This window comes from Nonomuraea sp. CA-143628 (genome assembly GCF_050942315.1).
Lineage (GTDB): Bacteria > Actinomycetota > Actinomycetes > Streptosporangiales > Streptosporangiaceae > Nonomuraea.
Genome location: NZ_CP192072.1, coordinates 10143636 through 10162116, shown reverse-complemented (window position 1 = coordinate 10162116; position 18481 = coordinate 10143636). Strand labels below are relative to the sequence as shown.

19 protein-coding genes are annotated in these 18481 nt (G+C 69.7%); 7 read left to right on the top strand and 12 right to left on the bottom strand.

All coding sequences use genetic code 11. The features are described 5' to 3' along the window. Positions 1-17: 17 nt before the first annotated feature. The 10 genes from ACQP2T_RS46020 to ACQP2T_RS45975 form a co-directional block, all read right to left on the bottom strand. Complete coding sequence (locus ACQP2T_RS46020) at positions 18-980, bottom strand: ABC transporter permease (RefSeq protein WP_364006254.1); 963 nt, start codon at positions 978-980, stop codon at positions 18-20. Continuing rightward, the gene (locus ACQP2T_RS46015) at positions 980-1948 is read right to left on the bottom strand and encodes an ABC transporter permease (RefSeq protein WP_433511148.1); all 969 of its coding nucleotides are present in this window, start codon (positions 1946-1948) and stop codon (positions 980-982) included. The genes ACQP2T_RS46020 and ACQP2T_RS46015 overlap by 1 nt, the downstream gene beginning before the upstream one ends. Beyond that, positions 1945-2961 (bottom strand): ABC transporter ATP-binding protein, encoded by a 1017-nt coding sequence (locus ACQP2T_RS46010; RefSeq protein WP_433511147.1) that lies wholly within the window; start codon positions 2959-2961, stop codon positions 1945-1947. Before ACQP2T_RS46010 ends, ACQP2T_RS46015 begins: the two co-directional genes overlap by 4 nt. Next, entirely contained in the window at positions 2961-3983 is a 1023-nt protein-coding gene (locus tag ACQP2T_RS46005) for an ABC transporter ATP-binding protein (protein WP_433511146.1), read from the bottom strand. The genes ACQP2T_RS46010 and ACQP2T_RS46005 overlap by 1 nt, the downstream gene beginning before the upstream one ends. Positions 3984-4031: 48 nt before the next feature. After that, positions 4032-5858 carry an ABC transporter substrate-binding protein gene (locus ACQP2T_RS46000; RefSeq protein ID WP_433511145.1) on the bottom strand — a complete coding sequence of 609 codons (1827 nt, stop codon included), beginning with the start codon at positions 5856-5858 and terminating at the stop codon, positions 4032-4034. Between the two features lie 210 nt (positions 5859-6068). Beyond that, entirely contained in the window at positions 6069-7931 is a 1863-nt protein-coding gene (locus ACQP2T_RS45995) for a prolyl oligopeptidase family serine peptidase (RefSeq protein ID WP_433511144.1), read from the bottom strand. A 140-nt stretch (positions 7932-8071) separates the two neighbouring features. Next, positions 8072-8971 carry an amino acid ABC transporter permease gene (locus ACQP2T_RS45990; RefSeq protein WP_433511143.1) on the bottom strand — a complete coding sequence of 300 codons (900 nt, stop codon included), beginning with the start codon at positions 8969-8971 and terminating at the stop codon, positions 8072-8074. Beyond that, positions 8968-9639 carry an amino acid ABC transporter permease gene (locus tag ACQP2T_RS45985; RefSeq protein WP_433511142.1) on the bottom strand — a complete coding sequence of 224 codons (672 nt, stop codon included), beginning with the start codon at positions 9637-9639 and terminating at the stop codon, positions 8968-8970. The genes ACQP2T_RS45990 and ACQP2T_RS45985 overlap by 4 nt, the downstream gene beginning before the upstream one ends. A gap of 61 nt (positions 9640-9700) precedes the next feature. Then, a complete protein-coding gene (locus tag ACQP2T_RS45980; RefSeq protein WP_433511141.1) occupies positions 9701-10558 on the bottom strand; it encodes a glutamate ABC transporter substrate-binding protein in 858 nt (285 codons plus the stop codon). Positions 10559-10596: 38 nt separating this feature from the next. Continuing rightward, positions 10597-11352 carry an amino acid ABC transporter ATP-binding protein gene (locus ACQP2T_RS45975; protein WP_225290675.1) on the bottom strand — a complete coding sequence of 252 codons (756 nt, stop codon included), beginning with the start codon at positions 11350-11352 and terminating at the stop codon, positions 10597-10599. A 134-nt stretch (positions 11353-11486) separates the two neighbouring features. On the opposite strand from ACQP2T_RS45975, the gene miaB reads away from it, so the two are divergent. The 5 genes from miaB to ACQP2T_RS45950 all read left to right on the top strand — a co-directional run bounded on the left by miaB (position 11487) and on the right by ACQP2T_RS45950 (position 15748). After that, entirely contained in the window at positions 11487-12974 is a 1488-nt protein-coding gene (miaB, locus tag ACQP2T_RS45970; protein ID WP_433511140.1) for a tRNA (N6-isopentenyl adenosine(37)-C2)-methylthiotransferase MiaB, read from the top strand. Positions 12975-13603: 629 nt separating this feature from the next. Further along, positions 13604-14077, top strand: a complete 474-nt coding sequence (locus ACQP2T_RS45965; RefSeq protein ID WP_433511139.1) for a hypothetical protein — start codon at positions 13604-13606, stop codon at positions 14075-14077. Next, the gene (locus tag ACQP2T_RS45960; RefSeq protein ID WP_433511138.1) at positions 14056-14226 is read left to right on the top strand and encodes a hypothetical protein; all 171 of its coding nucleotides are present in this window, start codon (positions 14056-14058) and stop codon (positions 14224-14226) included. The genes ACQP2T_RS45965 and ACQP2T_RS45960 overlap by 22 nt, the downstream gene beginning before the upstream one ends. 117 nt (positions 14227-14343) lie before the next feature. Beyond that, entirely contained in the window at positions 14344-14898 is a 555-nt protein-coding gene (locus tag ACQP2T_RS45955) for a hypothetical protein (RefSeq protein ID WP_433511137.1), read from the top strand. 106 nt (positions 14899-15004) lie between these two features. Then, positions 15005-15748 (top strand): isocitrate lyase/PEP mutase family protein, encoded by a 744-nt coding sequence (locus tag ACQP2T_RS45950; protein ID WP_433511136.1) that lies wholly within the window; start codon positions 15005-15007, stop codon positions 15746-15748. 16 nt (positions 15749-15764) lie between these two features. Here the strand turns inward: ACQP2T_RS45950 and ACQP2T_RS45945 are convergent, their stop codons facing one another. Beyond that, positions 15765-16157 (bottom strand): VOC family protein, encoded by a 393-nt coding sequence (locus ACQP2T_RS45945; RefSeq protein ID WP_433511135.1) that lies wholly within the window; start codon positions 16155-16157, stop codon positions 15765-15767. Between the two features lie 63 nt (positions 16158-16220). On the opposite strand from ACQP2T_RS45945, the gene ACQP2T_RS45940 reads away from it, so the two are divergent. Together ACQP2T_RS45940 and ACQP2T_RS45935 are read left to right on the top strand one after the other, a co-directional pair. After that, positions 16221-16646: a MarR family winged helix-turn-helix transcriptional regulator gene (locus ACQP2T_RS45940; protein ID WP_433511134.1), complete on the top strand. Its 426-nt coding sequence runs from the start codon at positions 16221-16223 to the stop codon at positions 16644-16646. Positions 16647-16689: 43 nt separating this feature from the next. Continuing rightward, positions 16690-17562, top strand: coding sequence for an LLM class flavin-dependent oxidoreductase (locus ACQP2T_RS45935; RefSeq protein ID WP_433511133.1), 873 nt, complete (start codon positions 16690-16692; stop codon positions 17560-17562). A 1-nt stretch (position 17563) separates the two neighbouring features. Here ACQP2T_RS45935 and ACQP2T_RS45930 read toward each other — a convergent pair whose 3' ends face one another. Further along, positions 17564-18466 (bottom strand): ribonuclease Z, encoded by a 903-nt coding sequence (locus ACQP2T_RS45930; RefSeq protein ID WP_433511132.1) that lies wholly within the window; start codon positions 18464-18466, stop codon positions 17564-17566. Positions 18467-18481: the final 15 nt, after the last annotated feature.

The window sequence follows — 18481 nt, the reverse complement described above, 5'->3', positions numbered from 1 at the left end:
GCGGTTACGCGTCGGATTCAGGCCAGGCGGATGCGGGGGTCCAGGAGGCCGTAGGTGATGTCCACCAGGAGGTTGGCCACGACGACGGCCGTGGTGGCGAGGACGACGACGCCCATGATGACCGGGAGGTCGCCGCTGACGAACGCCTGCACCACCGCCTGCCCGATGCCGCCGAGGCCGAAGACCGACTCCGTCACCACCACCCCGCCGATCAGCGTGCCCACGTCGACGCCGAGTTGCGTCACCACCGGCGTCAGGGCGGCGCGTAAGCCGTGCCGGTAGATGACCTGGCCCTCGGGGACGCCTTTGGCACGGGCCGTGCGGATGTAGTCCTCGCCGAGGATGTCCAGCATCGACCCACGCGTCAGCCGTACGTAGGAGGCCGCCTGGACCATGGCGAGCGTGATCCAGGGCAGGATCAGGTGGCGGGCCCATTCGCCGGGACTGTCGGTGAGCGGCACGTACGAGTCCGGCGGCAGCAGCGGCGCCCCGGCCATGGAGAGCTGGAAGAACAGGAAGTACAACAGCAGCAGGCCGACCACGAAGGTGGGCATGGACACGGCGGCCAGCGCCAGGAACGTCACGACCCGGTCCAGCAGGGAGCGCGCCCGGGTGGCACTGATGACTCCGGCGCCCACGCCGATGACGACCCAGAGGATCGCGCCGCCGATCACGAGCGAGGCCGTGGGCGGGAAGTCCTGGGAGAGGAGCTTGCCGATGGATTCGCCGGAGAAGTACGACTGGCCGAGGTCGCCGTGGATGAGGCGGTTCAGGTAGTCGAGGTACTGGACGAGGATCGGGCGGTCCAGGCCGAGGTTGTGGCGGATGAGCTCCACCTGCTCGGGGGTGGCCTGGCGGCCGGCCAGCGTCCTGGCGGGGTCGCTGGGGGCGACGAAGAACAGCAGGAACGTGCCCAGCGTGACGAGCCATAGGACGAGCACGCCGAGCAGCGCCCGCCGGATCAGGAATCTGCGGAGCATCAGGCCCCCCTACGACGACGGCGAGAGCGACGGCCACGGCGGCTGAACAGGCGTTCCATGCGCGGGTCGATGGCGTCCCTGATGCCGTCGCCGACCAGGTTGAAGGCGAGCGTGGTGAGCAGCAGGGTGGCCGCGGGGAAGCCCAGGTACCAGTAGGCGACCCGGTAGAAGCCCTGCGCCTCGCTGAGCAGGTTGCCCCAGGAGGGGGTGGGCGGCACGATGCCGAGTCCGAGGAACGACAGCGTCGACTCGAAGACGATGGCCGCCGGCACGAGCAGCGTGGTCAGGACGATGACCGGGGCGAGCAGGTTCGGCAGGATGTCGACGAACATGATCCGGAGATCGCCGCAGCCGATGGACCGGGCGGCCTCGACGTACTCGCGCTCTTTCAGCGAGAGCGTCTGGCCGCGTACGACCCGCGCGATGGCCGCCCACGAGTAGAAGGCGATCACCCCGATCGTCGCGGTCAGCGACGGCCCGGCGATCGAGACGACCGCGATGGCGAAGATCAGGTACGGGAACGACAGCACCACGTCCATGAGCCGGGACAGCACGGTGTCGATGACGCCGCCGTAGTAGCCGGCCAGCAGGCCGACGACGACGCCCACCAGCGCCGCCAGCCCGGTGGCGACCACGCCGACCAGCAGCGAGACGCGCGCCCCGTACAGAACCCTGATGAACAGGTCGCGGCCGAGCCGGTCGGTGCCGAACCAGAACGTGCCGTTCGGCGCGATCGGCAGCCCCTGCGCGGTGATGCCGATGTCGCGGAACTGCTCGTCCGGGTCGTGGCCGTTCCAGGCGGCGATGAGCGGGGCCGCCAGCGCCAGCAGGCAGAGCAGGACCACGATCAGGCCGGAGACCAGCGCGACCTTGTCGGTCCTGATCCTGGCCCAGGCCAGCTGCCACGGGCCGCGGCCGGCGATCGTCCGGTCGCTGACCGCGTCCGGTCTGATCTCGGTGAGCGTCATGCGGGCCGCCCCCCAGAACGGGAATCGGAAGTGGTCAGGTCCTCGCCCGTCTCGACGGGGAAGTGGCAGGCCACCAGGTGATCCCGGAGCGCCAGCGGCGGTTCCTCCGCGGAGCAGCGGTCCCGCGCCTTCGGGCACCGGGGATGGAAGCGGCAGCCCGGCGGCGGGTCGATCGGCGAGGGGACGTCGCCCGTGAGGATGATGCGCCGCCGCCGTTCGGCCTCGTCCGGGTCGGCCACCGCCGTGGCGGAAAGGAGGGCGTTGGTGTAGGGATGCCGGGGATGTTCGTGCAGTTCGTCGGCCCCCGCGAGTTCGACGATCTTGCCCAGGTACATGACCGCGATCCGGTCGCTGATGTGCCGCACCACCGACAGGTCGTGCGCGATGAACAGGTACGTCAGCCCGAAGCCGTCCTGCAGATCCTTCAGCAGGTTGAGGATCTGCGCCTGGATGGACACGTCCAGAGCCGACACCGGCTCGTCGCAGATGATCAGCCGGGGCCGCAGCGCGAGCGCCCTGGCCACCCCGATCCGCTGCCGCTGCCCGCCGGAGAACTCCGCGGGGAACCGGTTGTAGTGCTCGGGGTTGAGCCCCACCCGTTCCATCAGCTCCTGCACGGTACGGCGCAGCTCGGCGCCGCGGCTCACCCGGTGGACCACGAGCGGGTCGGCGATGATCGAGCCGACGCGCCGGCGCGGGTTCAGCGAGCCGTAGGGGTCCTGGAAGATGACCTGGATGTCGCGCCGGTAGGCCCGCATCCTGGCCCTGGGCAGGTTCGTGATGTCGTCGCCGTCGAAGCGGACCCGGCCCGAGGTGATCGGATGCAGGCCCGCGACGCAGCGGGCGAGCGTCGACTTGCCGCAGCCGGTCTCGCCGACCAGCCCGAGCGTCTCGCCCGGCGACAGGTCGAAGCTCACTCCGTCGACCGCTCGCACCTGCCCGACCGTGTGCTTGACCAGCAGGCCGCTGGTGATGGGGAAGTGCTTGACGACGTTCTCGACTTCGAGGAGCATCAGGCCTCCTTCGCGTGCCGTCGCAGCGCGTCGGCCTCCGGGCCGAGCCCGACCGCCTCGTGGGGCAGCCAGCAGGCCGAGGCGTGCCCGCCGCCGCCCGTGACCCTGGCCGGCGGCGGCCGCTCGGCCGCGCAGACCGGCATGGCGTACGGGCAGCGCGGGTGGAAGGCGCAGCCCGAGGGCAGGTCGATCAGTGACGGCGGGGAGCCGGGGATGGGCCGCAGCCGGTCGCCTCGGGTCCCGGTGCTGCTCGGGATCGACTCCAGCAGACCCTTGGTGTAGGGGTGGTGCGGGCGGTAGTAGAGGGTACGCCGGTCGGCCCGCTCGGCCACCAGGCCCGCGTACATGACCAGCACCTCGTCGGCGATACCCGCCACGACACCAAGATCATGGGTGATGAGGATGAGCGCGATGTCGAACTCGGCCTGGACCCGGCCGATGAGCTCGAGGATCTGCGCCTGGACGGTCGCGTCGAGCGCGGTGGTCGGCTCGTCCGCGACGATGAGCTTCGGGTTCAGCGCCAGCGACATGGCGATCATCGCCCGCTGCCGCATGCCGCCGGAGAACTGGTGCGGGTAGTCGTCCACCCGCCGGTCCGGCCGGGGGATGCCGACCAGGCCGAGCAGCTCGATCGCGCGCTTGCGGGCCTCGGCGCGGCTGGTGCCGGGCCGGTGGACGTGGAAGAGCTCCTCGATCTGCCGGCCGACCTTGTAGAGCGGGTGCAGGCTGGTCAGCGGGTCCTGGAAGACGACGCTGATCTCCGCCCCGCGGATGCGGCGCAGCTGCTCGCGGTCCAGTTCGAGCAGGTCCACCCCTTCGAACAGGGCGGTGCCGGATATGTCGGCCCCGGGGGAGAGGCCGAGGATGGCCTGGGTGCTCACGGTCTTGCCGCTCCCGGACTCGCCGACGATCGCCAGCGTCCGGCCGCGGTCGACGGTGAACGACAGTCCCCGCACCGCCTGGACCAGGCCGTCGGAGGTGGGGAAGGTCACCTTCAGGTCCGTCACCTCTAGCAGGCTCATGTTCCTCCCTCACAGCGCCCCGCGGGAGTCCCGCGGGGCGCCGCACCGTCATGGCGAGTTGGGGTCCAGCCAGAGGTTGGTGATGTCGTAGAGCTGGAACGCGGGCAGGTACAGCGCGTTGCGCACCCGCTTGCTCTTGTAGATCGGCGTGTTCTGGTTGTTGAACGGCACGATCACCGCGTCGGCCATCACCGTCTGGTCGACCTGGTGCCAGAGTCCGGCCGCCTTGGCCGCGTCGGGCTCGGCCAGTGCCTGCTTGATGAGGGCGTCCACCTTGGGGTTGCTGTAGCAGCCGTAGTTGCTCGTGCCCGGGGTGCAGTTGGTCTGGAACAGCGGCTGGGAGACGGCGCGGCCGTTGTTGCCGTACCAGTCGGGCACCCAGCCGGGGGCTGAGATGTCCCACTTGCTGTCCTTGGCGATGGTCGGGTTCTGCAGGAACGCGCCGTAGTAGTCGCCCTGCCGTACAGGCAGGCCCTTGACGGTGATCCCGCACTTCTGCAGGTCGGCCGAGTAGGATCGGAAGTTGGCCGGGTGGTTGCCCGCGTTGCGGAACGCGCCGATGAGCGTCATCCCGTTCGGGTAGCCAGCCTCGGAGAGCAGCTGCTTGCACTTGGCCGGGTCACCCTGGTCGCCGGGCGTCGGGTACGGGTTGTACTCCTGGTAGCCGATGTTGCCCGGTGGGATGGCCGTGTGCAGGGGGGTCGCCACGTCGGCACCGCCGTAGATCTTGGCGATGGCCACCTTGTTGATCGCGTACTCGATGGCCTGGCGGACCTTGACCTTGCCCATGGCGCCGTTCTCGTTCTTGCTCTGCTGGTTGAAGACGAGATACGGGTTCGTCACGGCGCCCGGGAAGATCTTGAAGTCGGGGTCGCCGCTCTTCAGCCGCGGGATCTGGGCGGTCGGCACCGGCAGGTCCCAGGACAGGTCGGCGCTGCCCGCCTCGATCTGCTGCTGCACCGCGTCGGGCTCGGTGACGCCCATCTTGACGTCGACGGCGTTGACGTACTGGTGCCTGATCGGGTCGGCCGCCTGCGTCCAGGCGGGGTTCCGCTCCAGCCTGATCGACTTGGTCGCCACGTACTGGGTGATCTTGTACGGGCCGTCGGAGATCACGTGCTGGCGGAAGGTGGCGTCGTCCGGCACGTACTGGTCGTACTCCCGGGGCGCGGCCGAGGAGAAGTTCAGCGACAGGATGTTGAGGAAGTCGCCCGCCGGCTGGACCAGCGTGAACACGATCGTCTTGTCATCCTTGGCCTGAACTCCGGCGATGTCGTGCGAGTTCTGGAAGGCGGCCAGCGCCGCCGCCGTGGGCTTGGCCTTCTCGAACGCCTTGCCGTAGGCCGCGCAGTAGGCGGCCATGCCCTTGATCGTGCTGGTGTAGTAGCCGGGCGCGCCCGCTCCGGCCACCGGGTTGCAGAGCCGCTTGAAGCCGCGGACGAAGTCGCCCGCGGTCACCGCCCGCGGCGGCTGGGTGTCCCACTGGACGCCGTCCCGCAGCTTGATCGTGTACGTGAGGCCGTCGGCGCTGAGGCCGCCGTTGGCGGTCGTCGGCAGCTCGGTGGCGACGTCGGGGACGACGGCGAAGCCCTTGGTGGTGTCGGACTCCTTGGCCACGCCGTTCAGGTTGAACAGCTGGCGCGCGTAACCGCGCATGATGCCGTTGGTGACCGTGTAGTAGGCGCTGGTGGGATCGAGGTGGTCGACGTCGCCGCCGCCCACCAGCCTGATCGTGCCACCTGACAAGGGCTTGCCGGTGTCCTGGGCCGCTGTCGGCGGTGCCGAGCCGTTCGTACCGGTGTCCGTGGCGCAGGCGGCGGCGAGCAGACTTGCCGCGGCCACCACGGCGATGCTGAGATGGCGCAAGCTGGCCATCTGGCCCTCCCTCGTGCCGAGATGGGGATGTGTGGCTGGCCAGTGGGGCGCGCTTCGTGGCCGCGAGGCGCGCCCTACGTGCTGCTCCTTCGAGCAATCCACTTGGGGAGGGCGGTGTCGAGGACGGTTATTCAACCGTTGGCGAGTAGCGACCGCCGAGTGATACCGGTTCTGTCTAAGAACCGTGATTGATGGCGACGAAAGCGAGAATCAGCTGAAAATCTGCTGGTAGAACGCCAGCTCAGCGGCCAGGGCGGTGGCCCGCGTCTCGGTGCGGCGGAAACCGTGCGACTCGCCCTCGAAGGCCAGATAGGTGCACGGGACGCCGCGCTCGGCCAGCGCGTCGGCGAAGGCCGCCGACTGCTCGGGCGGCACCACGGGATCGTCGAGCCCCTGGAGCAGCAGCATCGGGCAGGAGACGCCGTCGACCAGCGCCAGCGGCTCGCGCTCGGCGTAGAGCCGCGGGTCTTCCGGACCGACCAGCCACTCCACGTAACGCGACTCGAAATCATGGGTGTGGGCATGGAGCGGGGCCAGCGCGCTGACGCCGTAGTAGGACACGCCCCCCGCGAACACCTCCGAACGGCAGCAGGCCGCCATCACGGTCCAGCCGCCCGCGCTGCCGCCGCGCACCGCGATGCGCCCGGGATCGGCCAGCCCTTCGGCCACCAGCCATTCGGCGGCCGCGATCGTGTCCTCGACGTCGACGACGCCCCACTGCCCCTTCAGCCGATCGCGGTAGGCCCGGCCATAGCCGCTGGACCCGCCGTAGTTGACGTCGAGCACGCCGATGCCGCGTGAGGTGAGGTATGCCTTCTCCAGGTCGAGCGCCGTGCCCTCGTGCGCCGTCGGACCGCCGTGCACGAACAGCACGTACGGGGGAGCGTCCTCGGAGTCCTCGGCGGCCGGGTTGGACGGCGGATAGAGGAAGCCGTGCACCCGGTGCCCCATCTCCACCGGCCGGGGCGTGGGCAGGCAGGCGAGGTCGGGCAGCTCCTCGAGGCCGCGCCTGAGGGTCTCTGCCTGGCCGGTGACGGTGTCGACGCGGATGAGCGACTTCGGGAGCGTGGCGCCGTACGCGATGCCGGTCACGTAGGTGCCGTCGGCGGCCAGTGCCGGATCCCACCCGTCGCCCGGCGGATCGAGGTCGGCGAGCCGGCCCGTCTCGGGGTCGAGGATGCCGAGCCGCAGGTCACCGCGCCCGTGCAGCACCGCGAGCCGTCCGTCGCCGAGCACGGCGTAGGGCTGGCCGCCCAGCGTCCACGGCGGCCAGGCGAACTCCTCCTCCAGGGGATGGAGCGGCTGAGGCGAGAGGTCGTGGAGGCCGCTCTGGTAGAGGTTCCACCAGCCGGAGCGGTCGGAGATCAGGTAGAGGTGGCCGCCGTCCTTCCAGCTGGGCGCGAGCACGGACTCGGACGGGCCGCCGGCCACGGTCCACGATGTGCCGTCGGACAGGCGGGTGACGCGGAGCTCGGTGCCGGTCCAGGGCATGCGCGGATGGTTCCAGGTGATGTAGGCGAGATGCCGGCCATCGGGGGAGATCGAGGGGGAGGCGTAGAAGTCGCCGCCGGTGGCCCATTCGCGCGTCTCACCGCCGCCGACCGGGACCGAGACGACGGCCCTGGTCGTCTTTCCGTCGTCGGTATGCCGCTCGCGTACGCACCAGATCTGGTCGTCACGGACCAGCAGGTCGGCGTAGCGGTCGCCGTCGGGGGTGAGCGGGACGGGCTCGTCGGTGCGGTTGATACCGTCAGCGAGGTCGGTGCGGCCGGCCTGGTTGGTGAGCAGGTAGAGGCGCTGGTCGGCGAGGCAGGCGAAGATCACGTCGCCCTCGGGGGTCACCGCGTAGGGCCGCCCGCCGTACTCGTGCACGCGGGTGCGGGCGCTCCACGGCTCGGGCAGCAGCTCGCGGCAGACGCCATCGGCGGCACGGTGCATGATCGTGGTGCGTCCGCCCTCGTCGGGGCGGTCCTCCGTCCACCACACCTGGCCGTCGAGCGCGGTCGGCCAGCCGAGCCGCCGGCCGGACCGGGCGACGTCGGTGGTCGAGATGGGGGAGCGCCAGAAGGGCATAGACGCATCCTGCCGGAAGATCGGCAAGAGTGCGGGGTGATCACCTCACTCCGGTGACCACCCCGCTTCGATCACCGTAGTCCGGTGACCACCCCACTCCGGTCACCCGTTCACCGTGGTGACCTGCTTGATGACGTGGGCTACTGCGTCAGGACGCCGCCGCCCATATCCGGTTGCCCCGGGGGTAGCGGTATCGCGCCCGGCGGCTCCAGCGGCCCGGCCGTGGTCTTGCGGCTGCGGCGGCTGCGCTTCTCCAGCCACGTGGCGAACGCGCTGAGCGCCATGGCCATGACGATGTAGATGACGCCGATGACGATCGCCGACACCAGCTTCGTGCCGGGGTAGACCGACGGCAGCGTCTTGAAGCCCATGTTCAGGAGGTCGACATAGACGATGAAGTAGCCCAGTGCGGTGTCCTTGAGCAGGACCACGAGCTGGCTGACCACCGCCGGCATCATCACCGTGAGGCCCTGCGGCAGCAGGACCAGCCGCATCACACCGCCCTTGCGCAGCCCGATCGCGTACGCCGCCTCGGACTGGCCCTTCGGGAGCGAGTTGATGCCCGCCCTGACCACCTCGGCCAGCACCGACCCGTTGTAGAGCGTGAGCCCGAGCACGATCGCGAAGAGCGCGTAGTCACCGCCGCCGAACAGGTCGGGCGACAGGAACCAGATGAAGAAGATCAGCAGGAGCAGCGGGATCGCCCGGAAGAGCTCCACGATCCAGGCGGCGGGGAGTCTGATCCACCGGTGGTCGGAGAGCCTGGCGATGCCGAAGACCGCGCCGAACAGCAGCGCGAAGACCGCGCCCAGCACGGCGGCCGTGAGCGTGCCCACCAGTCCGGGCAGGATGAAGTCCACCCAGACGGTCTCGGTGGTGAACGGCTCCCAGAGCTTGCCGTCGAACTGGCCCTTCTCGTTGAACTTCAGCACCACCCAGCCGAGGATCGCCAGCAGGGCCAGCGCGGAGATCCCGGTGATCAGATGGTTGCGCACCCGGCCGCGCGGGCCGGGGGCGTCGAACAGGACGGACGTGCTCATCGGGCCACCGCCAATCTCCTGGCCAGCCAGCCGGTGTACCAGCCGATCGGCAGGATGAGTACCAGGAACGACAGCACGATGCCGATGAAGATGGGGATCGAGACGCCGGTGGTGTCGAACGTCTCCCTCATCTTGGCGGCGACGTCCACGGTGTAGCCCGCGGCCGCCACCACGGTCGTGTTCTTGATCATGGCGATCAGGACGCTGCCGAGCGGGGCGATGACCGCCCGGAAGGCCTGCGGGAAGATGACGAGCGTGATCGACTGGCTGAAGGTGAGACCGATCGCGCGGGCCGCCTCGGCCTGTCCCATCGGCACCGTGTTGATGCCGGATCGCAGGGCCTCGCAGACGAACGCCGCGGTGTAGGCCGACATGCCCAGCACAGCCAGCCAGAACGAGTTCGTCAGCGGCACCTCGGTGGAGAAGATCAACCCGAGGGTGTCGCTGAGCCCGAGGTAGCAGAAGGCCAGCACCAGCGTCAGCGGGGTGTTGCGCACCACGTTGACGTACACCGTGCCCGCGGCCCGCAGGACCGGGGTCGGCGAGACCCGCATGGCGGCCAGGATCGTGCCGACGATCAGTGAGAACACCGCGATGATCAGCGAGAGCTTAATGTTGTTCAGGAATCCTTCGCCCAGGTCGGGCGCATACTGAATCAGTTCGTCCATCGTGCTCCACCAGAGAGAATGGCGGCGGCGGCCGGGTCACCGGCCGCCGCGGGCTTGAGGATCAGGCGCAACCCTCGGCCGGTGGGGCCTCCTTGGGCAGGTCCAGGCCGGTCTTGCCGAACCACTTCGTGAGCAGCTGGGTGGCCGTGCCGTCCTGCCACATCTTGGCGACGGCCTTGTTGACGGCCTCGCAGGTCGTCTTGTCGCCCTTCTTCAGGCCGATGCCGTACTTCTCGTCCGTGAACGGGTCGTTCAGCAGTTTGTACTTGCCCGGGTCCTGGCTGGAGAAGCCGGCCAGGATCAGGTTGTCGGTGGTGACCGCGTCCAGGTTGCCACCACTGAGCTTCTGCACGCACTCGGAGTAGTTGCTGGCACCGACGAGCTTGGCGGGCAGGTTGAGCTTGCCGTCCGGCGGCGGGTCGGTGATCCGCTTGTAGGAGTTGGAGCCCTGCGCCTGGCAGATCCGCTTGTCCTTGAGGTCCGTCGCCTTGGTGATGTCCGCGGCGTCGGCACGGACCATGGTGTCCTGGTGGACGACGACGTACGGGCCGCCGAAGGTGACCTTCGGCTTGCGCGCGTCGGTGATGGAGTAAGTGGCGAAGATGATGTCCACGGTGCCGTTGGCGAGCAGCGCCTCGCGGTTGGACGAGGGCGACTCCTTCCACGTGATCTTCACATCCTGGCCGCCGGCCAGCTCCTTCACGATGTACTTGGCGACGTCCACGTCGAAGCCCTCAGGGTCACCGCCACCCTTTTTCAGGCCCAGGCTCGGCTGGTCCCATTTGGTGCCGATAGTGATCTCTTTGGCTCCCTTGAGCTTGTCCACGACGGTGGTGTAGCTGCCGCCACCGCCACACGCGGCAAGACCGACCGCCATGGCCGTGACGGCGAACACGGCCCCAGTTCGACGCATCTGCATAGTGGTTACCTCAATCTTCCTGCTGCGGACTGGGATCATCAATGCGTGAGGATCTTCGAAAGGAAGTCCTTGGCCCGGTCTGTCTGGGCGTTGGTGAAGAACTCGTCGGGGGTGTTCTCCTCGACGATCTGCCCGTCGGCCATGAACACCACCCGGTTCGCGGCTCTTCTCGCGAACCCCATCTCATGCGTGACGACCATCATCGTCATCCCGTCGCGAGCCAGCCCGATCATGACGTCGAGCACCTCCTGGACCATCTCCGGGTCCAGCGCCGACGTAGGCTCGTCGAACAGGATCATCTTCGGGTCCATGGCCAGCGCCCTGGCGATGGCGACGCGCTGCTGCTGGCCGCCGGAGAGCTGCGCCGGGTATTTGTCCGCCTGCGCGGCGATGCCCACCCGTTCGAGCAGCTCCATGGCGCGCGTCTCGGCGGCGTCGCGGGCCTTCTTGCGCACCTTGATCGGCCCCAGCGTGACGTTCTCGCGAATCGTCTTGTGGGCGAACAGGTTGAACGACTGGAAGACCATGCCCACTTCGGAGCGGAGCTTGGCCAGTGCCTTGCCCTCTTCCGGCAGCGGCTGACCGTCGAAGATGATCTGCCCGCCGTCGATGGTCTCCAGCCGGTTGACGGCCCGGCACAGGGTGGACTTGCCGCCACCCGAAGGGCCGATCACGACCAGGACCTCGCCACGGGAAACGGTCAGGTTGATGTCCTTCAGGACGTGCAGAGCCCCGAAGTGCTTGTTGACGTGCTCCAACTTTACAAGTGGAGTGACGTCCCCGTTCTCCGTCATGTGCAAAACCTAGGGGCCATTAGGACGCTCGTCACTAACTGAGCGGTACCGATCCGATCACATCATGCCATCAAGCTGGTGTTTTAGATCCTACGACCGCCGCAAGCCGGACAAGGACTACCCTTGGACGTGCGATGACTGTGACCCAGGAGAGCCCCCGCACCTATGAAGTGCGCACATACGGGTGCCAGATGAACGTGCACGACTCCGAACGCCTTTCCGGCCTGCTGGAGGACGCCGGCTACGTGGCCGCGGCCGAGGGCGATACCGCCGACGTCGTGGTGTTCAACACGTGCGCCGTACGCGAGAACGCCGACAACCGCCTTTACGGCAACCTCGGCCACCTGCGACCGGCCAAGGTGAGCAACCCCCGGATGCAGATCGCCGTGGGCGGCTGCCTGGCCCAGAAGGACCAGGGCGAGATCGTCCGCAAGGCGCCATGGGTCGACGTGGTGTTCGGCACCCACAACATCGGGGCGCTGCCGGTGCTGCTGGAGCGGGCCCGCATCCAGGGTGAGGCGCAGGTCGAGCTCAAGGAGTCGCTCGAGGTCTTCCCCTCGACGCTGCCCACCAAGCGGGAGTCCGCCTACGCCGCCTGGGTCGCGATCTCGGTCGGGTGCAACAACACCTGCACGTTCTGCATCGTGCCGTCGCTGCGGGGCAAGGAGAAGGACCGGCGTCCCGGCGACGTTCTCGCCGAAGTCCAGACATTGGTGGATCAGGGCGTTCTCGAGGTCACGCTGCTCGGCCAGAACGTCAACACCTACGGCGTCGAGTTCGGCGACCGGCTGGCGTTCGGCAAACTCCTGCGCGCCTGCGGCGGCATCGACGGGCTGGAGCGGGTCCGCTTCACCTCGCCGCACCCGGCCGCCTTCACCGACGACGTGATCGCCGCCATGGCCGAGACGCCCAACGTCATGCACCAGCTCCACATGCCGCTGCAGTCGGGCTCCTCGCGCCTGCTGAAGGCGATGCGCCGCTCCTACCGGGCCGAGCGCTACCTCGGCATCATCGAGCGGGTCCGCGCGGCCATGCCCGACGCTGCCATCTCCACCGACATCATCGTCGGCTTCCCCGGCGAGACGGAGGAGGACTTCCAGGCCACCCTCGACGTCGTACGCGAGAGCCGCTTCGCCAACGCCTTCACCTTCCAGTACTCCATCCGGCCCGGCACGCCCGCGGCCACCATGGACGACCAGATCCCCAAGGAGGTCGTCCAGGAGCGTTACGAGCGCCTGGTCGCCCTGCAGGAGGAGATCTCCTGGGCGGAGAACCGCAAGCAGGTGGGACGGACGCTGGAGGTCCTGGTCGCCGAGGGCGAGGGCCGCAAGGACGACGCCACGCGGCGGCTGTCCGGCCGCGCCGCCGACAACCGCCTGGTGCACTTCGCGGTCGGCGACCACACGCCGCGGCCGGGTGACATGGTCACGGTCGAGGTCACGTACGCGGCTCCGCACCACCTGGTGGCCGACGGGCCGGTCTCCGTCCGCCGTACCCGGGCGGGCGACGCCTGGGAGGCGCGGCAGGGCGCCCCGGCTCCGGCCAAGGGGGTCTCGCTCGGCATGCCCACCATCGGCCGGCCACCGGCCGTGCCCGCGGCTGGGGCGTGCTCGGCTTCCTAGAGCTTTTCTGGCGCGGTGACCACAAGGATCCCCGGGCGGTCCGCTACACGTCCGCCTCGATCCGGCATCCGCTCGGAGGGTTCCCGCTGCGACGGACCGTTGTCATTCGCGCCTCCGATGGGGGTATCCGCTCGGAGGGTTTCCACTGCAGCGGACCGTCGTCATCCGCGCCCCCGATGGCGGCATCCGCGCGCAGGGACTCCACGGCCCGCCTTCAACCGCCCCCCGAAGGGGGTATCCCACAAAAGGACCCCAGCCACGACGGACCGCCACAGGGATCGAGACGGTCGTGTAACGGACCGGCCCGTTGTGGCGGGGTCTCTGTGGGGGTTGCCCGCCTTCGGCGGTGCGGATGAGGGCGGTCCGTCGCGGCGGGGGTCCCTGCGGAGGGATGCCCTTTTCGGGGCAGCAGATGAAGCCGGTCCGTCGTGGCGGGGGTCCTTTTGGGCGGATCCCCCTTCGGGGGAGCAGACGACGCTGGGCCGTTGTGCCTGTCCAGGGATGCCCTCTTCGGGGGAGAGAGTCATCGGCCGAGGTGGTTGAGGAGTCGGTTGCAGTAGTCGCGACGGAAGTCGAGGAAGGTCGCGCACGGGTCGGCGCCCAGGGGTACGGAAGGCGCCGGTCTCTGCGTGGACGAGCTTGTGCGGGGGGCCTGCGCGGTGGCCAGGGTCGGCTGTGCGGTGGTCACGGTCGCCGGTGCGGCCGGCTCGGGGTCTGTGCTCTTCGGCGGGGTCGGCAAGGACCTGGGGGCCCGCGTTCTCCCCGCCGGGCCGCTCGGTGTGGCGCTGTCCCTCCGCGTGGGCGGCGAGAGCGCTTCGCCCACTCCCGGGCTCGGTGAGGGCACGGGCCGCGGGCGGGCCTCGATCTGCCTGGGCGCCAGGTCCTCCTTGGGCGCGAGGTCCTTTTCGGGTGCGAGGTCTTTGCCGGGCGTCAGGCCCTCCTCTGGTGTCGGGCCGTTCTCGGGTGTCGGGCCGTTCTCCGGGGGTGGGCCGCTGTCAGCGGCCAGGCCGTCGGCCGAGGCCGGGCTCGACGGCCACGACGTCGGGAGCGGTGGACGACTCGCCGGCGTAATGCTCGGTCCATGGGAAAGCCCGTTTTCCTGATCATTTTCCGGCGCCTTTTCCCGCTCGGGACTTTGCGATCCCATGAACGCCAGGAAAATACCGAGCGCGGCGATGACGATCACCCCGGCCACACCTGCCGCGGCTGCCAGGCGGTCACGACGACCTGGCCGAATGGCATGAAGTGGTGACAAGTCGTGATTCCTTTGTGATTGGTGCGCGAGCATTCCACTCCTGCGGCTAGTGTGGTCCATCACCCGCGGAAGCCGGCGAGCTTTCCCGATACGACCGCAGGGAGTCGCACCACCATGCAAGATCCGATGGAGCCGGATCGCCAGGAGATCCTCACCGGGCCGGGCGATATGCCGAGACCTGCCAGAAAAGCCAGGTCCACCAACAACAAGACCGTCGTCATCGCCGCGTCGGCCCTCGTCGCCGTGCTCGCGGCGGGCGGCATCGGCTTCGCTCTGGCGGGTGGCCCCGACCGGCCGACGACGCCGGCCGGTCAGGCGGGCCAGTCGAGCCAGGCCGCCACCGCCGACGAACTGCAGCAGGACGAAGAGGCGTCCATGGGCGACGCCAAGACGGACGCCCCCGACGCCGGCACCCCGTCCGACGTGGCCGACGAGCCCTTGACCGACACGGGCGCCACCGACACGGGTAACACCGACAACACGGGTAAGGCGGACAAGGGCCTCGACAAGGGGTCGGCGGGCACCGACTCGCGCACCACGCCTCCGACCCAGAACGGCAAGAAGCCCACGTCAGCGCCGACCAAGCCGGCGCAGGAATCCGCGGGTGAGAGCCCGGCGGACGGCCCGGCGGGCCAGGTCATCGGACAGTGCTCGAAGAGCGGCTGCTGACCGTGCCAAGCGGCTCGGCGGTCCCCGGCTCCCGGGTCAAGTGGCTTGGCGGTTCCCCGCGTCATTGGCCCTTTGGCGGAAGCCACTTCCTTCCTAAGCTGCCCGCATGACCACTGACAAGGCGGCTCTGCTGCGCGCTCTCCACGTGCCCGGCAACCCGCTGGTGCTGCCCAACGTCTGGGACGCGGCGTCCGCGCGAGCCGTACAGGAGGCCGGCTTCCCGGTGATCGCCACGGGAAGCGCGGCCGTCTCCCAGGCGCTGGGCTACGAGGACGGCGAGGGCACCCCCGTCGACGAGATGATGGCCGCCGTGGCCCGCATCACGCGCGTGGTGGACGTGCCCGTGACGGCGGACGTCGAGCGCGGCTACGGCCTGAAGCCGGCCGAGCTGGTCGAACGCCTGGTCGCGGCCGGTGCGGTGGGCTGCAACCTGGAGGACTCCGACCCCCGCACCGACGTGCTCGTCGACGTGGAGGCGCAGGCGGAGTTCCTGGCCGGTGTGCGGGCCGCCGCCGGGCCGGCGCTGGTGATCAACGCCAGGGTCGACACCTATCTGCACGGCGACGGGTCTCGGGAGGCGGCGGTGACGCGGGCGCGGCGCTATCTGGAGGCTGGCGCCGACTGCGTCTACCCGATCGTCCTCGGCGACGCGGAGGAGATCCGCGCCGTGGTGAACGAGGTCGGCGGCCCGGTGAACGTGCTGTTCCGGCCGGGCGTCCCGGATCTGGCCGGGCTGGCCGAGCTGGGGGTGGCCAGGGTCAGCTACGGGGGTGGTCTGCACCGGGCGACGTACGACTACGCCCGCGGGCTGATCCAGGCGATCGACGAGGGTCGCAGCCCGTACGAGTGAGTGACCGCGTACCCGCTCAGTAGGACTGGAACTCCACCAGATTGCCTTCCGGGTCACGGATGTGAGCGGCCCGCACGCCCCAGCCGGGCCGGTCCGCGGGCTCCGTGACGGACCGGCCGCCGTGGGCCAGGCAGACGGCGTACGCCCGGTCGACGTCGGCCACCCGGCTGACGAGCATGACGCGATCCTGGGCGGCGGCGTTCACCGGCAGGGCGCCGGCGGCCTCGGGCATGAGGTCGCGGTCGAGCATCGACAGCACCCCCTCAGAGCCCACATCCCAGTGCGCGTAGGGACCGTCAGGGTCGCCCTTCACCAGGCTCGCCCCGAGCAGCTCCGGCAGGACCGCGTCATAGAAGGCGAAGCACTCCGCGAACGCCGAGACCAGCAGCCGAGGATGTAGCACGTCCATCAGGAAATCTCCTGAAATAGTGGGTGGAGACCTATTATTGGGGCTGACCCTACAATATTCAGGATGGAAGCGCTGCCGCCGAGCCTGCTCGGACTCACCACGTACCTGCTGTCGAAGACCGGGAAGGCGGCCAGAGGCCGGCTGGCCGCGCGGCTGGCGGCGGATGGGCTGCGCATGTGGCACATGGCCGTGCTGGCGGCGCTGGCGGATTTCGGGCCGCACGCCCAGCGCGACCTGTCGGCCAGGCTCGGCATCGACCCCAGCGACGTGGTCAAGGTCCTGGACGAGCTCTCGGCGCCCGGCTTCGTCGACCGCGCTCGCGACCCCGCCGACCGCCGCAGAACCACCGTTACCATCACCGCCGGGGGACGGCGCGAGCTCACCCGCCTGACGCGGGAGGCGCGAGCCATCCAGGACGAGCTCCTCGCCCCCCTCGACGCCGCCGAGCGCGACCAGTTGCACGCCCTGCTCACCCGGATCCTGGTCTAGCGGCTGTTGTCCGGACCGGGGGCGGGCGGGTAGGAAAGATCTCATGACTGCTCTCGGTGCCGTGTTCCGGCCTCAGCTACCTCCCGAACGGATGCGCGGCGTGGCCCGCGCCGCGGAGGAGGCGGGACTGGATGAGCTGTGGCTCTGGGAGGACTGCTTCTCCCAGAGCGGCATCGCCAGCGCGGCCGCGGCCCTGGCCTGGACCGAGCGGCTGCGTGTCGGTGTCGGACTGCTCCCGGTGCCTCTGCGGAACGTCGCTCTGACCGCCATGGAGGTGGCCACGCTCCACCGGCTGTTCCCGGGGCGGGTCGTGCTGGGCGTCGGCCACGGTGTACAGGAGTGGATGGCGCAGGCGGGCGCGCGGGTGGACTCGCCCGTGACCCTGCTGCGCGAGCACCTCGCGGCCCTGCGGGCGCTGCTGCGCGGTGAGCGGGTCACCGTGGAGGGCCGTTACGTGCGGCTCGACGACGTCGGCCTCGACTGGCCGCCGGAGACGGCGGCCCCGGTGCTCGCCGGGGCGATCGGGCCGCGCTCGCTGCGCCTGTCCGGCGAGGCCGCCGACGGGACCATTCTCGTCGCCGGGACTCCGCCCGACGAGGTACGGCGGGCCCGCGGGCTGATTGACGAGGGGCGGGCGGCGGCCGGGCGTACCGACCGCCATGAGGTGATCGTCCATCTGCACACGGCGACCGGGCCGGACGCAGCCGGACGGCTCAAGGCCGAGCTCGAGCGCTGGGGCGACGCCGGCAAACCGGACTTCGGAGTCGCCGGGGACGCGGGCACGGTGGCCGAGGCCGTACAACGGCTGGCGGATGCCGGGGGCGACACCGTGGTGCTTCAGCCGACGGCCGATGAGCCCGACATCGAGGGGTTCGTCCGGTTCGTGGCCGAAGAGGTGCGCCCGCTGGTCCCGTGACCTACGGGTGCCGTCGTCGCGGCACGGGGATCTTCATCAGGTCACGGGCCAGGATGACCTCGCCGTCGTAGCTACGCCGTACGTCGCTGAGGAAGGCGGGCTCGTCGGCGAAGCCGTAACGTTCGGAGAAGTGGGTCAGCACCAGGCGGCGCACACCGGCGTCGGCGGCCACGAGACCGGCCTCGAACGCGGTGAGATGGCCATACTCCTTGGCCAGGGCGCTCTCGGCGGACAGGAACGTCGACTCGATCACCAGCAGGTCGGTGCGGGAGGCGAGTTCGAAGACGGCGTCGCACAGGCGGGTGTCCATGATGAAGGCGGCGCTCTGGCCCGGCTTGGGGACGCTGCACTGGTCGAGCGTGATGCCGCGTACGGACCCGGTGCGCTGGAGCTCGCTGATCTCCGGCCCGCGAATGCCGAAAGACGCGAGCTTGTCGGGCAGCATGCGGCGGCTGGTCGCCTCCTGGAGGCGGTAGCCGTAGGACTCGACGGGGTGGGACAGGCGGCGGGCGGTCAGCGGGCCGATCGTGGCCTGCTCGCCGCTGACCGGCTGCTCCTCGATGACCGTGGTGTCGGCGAAGACGGCGGCGTGCCGGAGCCGCTGCCAGTAGCCGGCGCCGGAGGCGGGATAGACCGCTCGTACGGGATGCCGGACCTTGTCACGCGCGATGCGCTGCACCACACCGGGCACGCCCAGGCAGTGATCGCCGTGGAAGTGGGTCAGGCACAGCCAGTGGACGTCGTTGGCGCTGACGCCCGCGTGCACCATCTGCCGCTGCGTGCCCTCACCCGGGTCGAACAGGAACCCCTGGCCGTCCCAACGCAGTAGGTAACCGTTGTGGTTGCGGTGGCGCGTGGGAACCGCGCTGGAGGTTCCCAGGATGACGAGTTCACGGGATGACACGAGCGCGATGGTAGA

What these genes read in the sequence shown, in the direction of transcription:
- ACQP2T_RS46020 (WP_364006254.1), bottom strand. Translation starts at nt 980, where the DNA reads ATGCTCCGCAGATTCCTGATCCGGCGGGCGCTGCTCGGCGTGCTCGTC.
- ACQP2T_RS46015 (WP_433511148.1), bottom strand. Translation starts at nt 1,948, where the DNA reads ATGACGCTCACCGAGATCAGACCGGACGCGGTCAGCGACCGGACGATC.
- ACQP2T_RS46010 (WP_433511147.1), bottom strand. Translation starts at nt 2,961, where the DNA reads ATGCTCCTCGAAGTCGAGAACGTCGTCAAGCACTTCCCCATCACCAGC.
- ACQP2T_RS46005 (WP_433511146.1), bottom strand. Translation starts at nt 3,983, where the DNA reads ATGAGCCTGCTAGAGGTGACGGACCTGAAGGTGACCTTCCCCACCTCC.
- ACQP2T_RS46000 (WP_433511145.1), bottom strand. Translation starts at nt 5,858, where the DNA reads ATGGCCAGCTTGCGCCATCTCAGCATCGCCGTGGTGGCCGCGGCAAGT.
- ACQP2T_RS45995 (WP_433511144.1), bottom strand. Translation starts at nt 7,931, where the DNA reads ATGCCCTTCTGGCGCTCCCCCATCTCGACCACCGACGTCGCCCGGTCC.
- ACQP2T_RS45990 (WP_433511143.1), bottom strand. Translation starts at nt 8,971, where the DNA reads ATGAGCACGTCCGTCCTGTTCGACGCCCCCGGCCCGCGCGGCCGGGTG.
- ACQP2T_RS45985 (WP_433511142.1), bottom strand. Translation starts at nt 9,639, where the DNA reads ATGGACGAACTGATTCAGTATGCGCCCGACCTGGGCGAAGGATTCCTG.
- ACQP2T_RS45980 (WP_433511141.1), bottom strand. Translation starts at nt 10,558, where the DNA reads ATGCAGATGCGTCGAACTGGGGCCGTGTTCGCCGTCACGGCCATGGCG.
- ACQP2T_RS45975 (WP_225290675.1), bottom strand. Translation starts at nt 11,352, where the DNA reads ATGACGGAGAACGGGGACGTCACTCCACTTGTAAAGTTGGAGCACGTC.
- miaB (WP_433511140.1), top strand. Translation starts at nt 11,487, where the DNA reads ATGACTGTGACCCAGGAGAGCCCCCGCACCTATGAAGTGCGCACATAC.
- ACQP2T_RS45960 (WP_433511138.1), top strand. Translation starts at nt 14,056, where the DNA reads ATGGGAAAGCCCGTTTTCCTGATCATTTTCCGGCGCCTTTTCCCGCTC.
- ACQP2T_RS45955 (WP_433511137.1), top strand. Translation starts at nt 14,344, where the DNA reads ATGCAAGATCCGATGGAGCCGGATCGCCAGGAGATCCTCACCGGGCCG.
- ACQP2T_RS45950 (WP_433511136.1), top strand. Translation starts at nt 15,005, where the DNA reads ATGACCACTGACAAGGCGGCTCTGCTGCGCGCTCTCCACGTGCCCGGC.
- ACQP2T_RS45945 (WP_433511135.1), bottom strand. Translation starts at nt 16,157, where the DNA reads ATGGACGTGCTACATCCTCGGCTGCTGGTCTCGGCGTTCGCGGAGTGC.
- ACQP2T_RS45940 (WP_433511134.1), top strand. Translation starts at nt 16,221, where the DNA reads ATGGAAGCGCTGCCGCCGAGCCTGCTCGGACTCACCACGTACCTGCTG.
- ACQP2T_RS45935 (WP_433511133.1), top strand. Translation starts at nt 16,690, where the DNA reads ATGACTGCTCTCGGTGCCGTGTTCCGGCCTCAGCTACCTCCCGAACGG.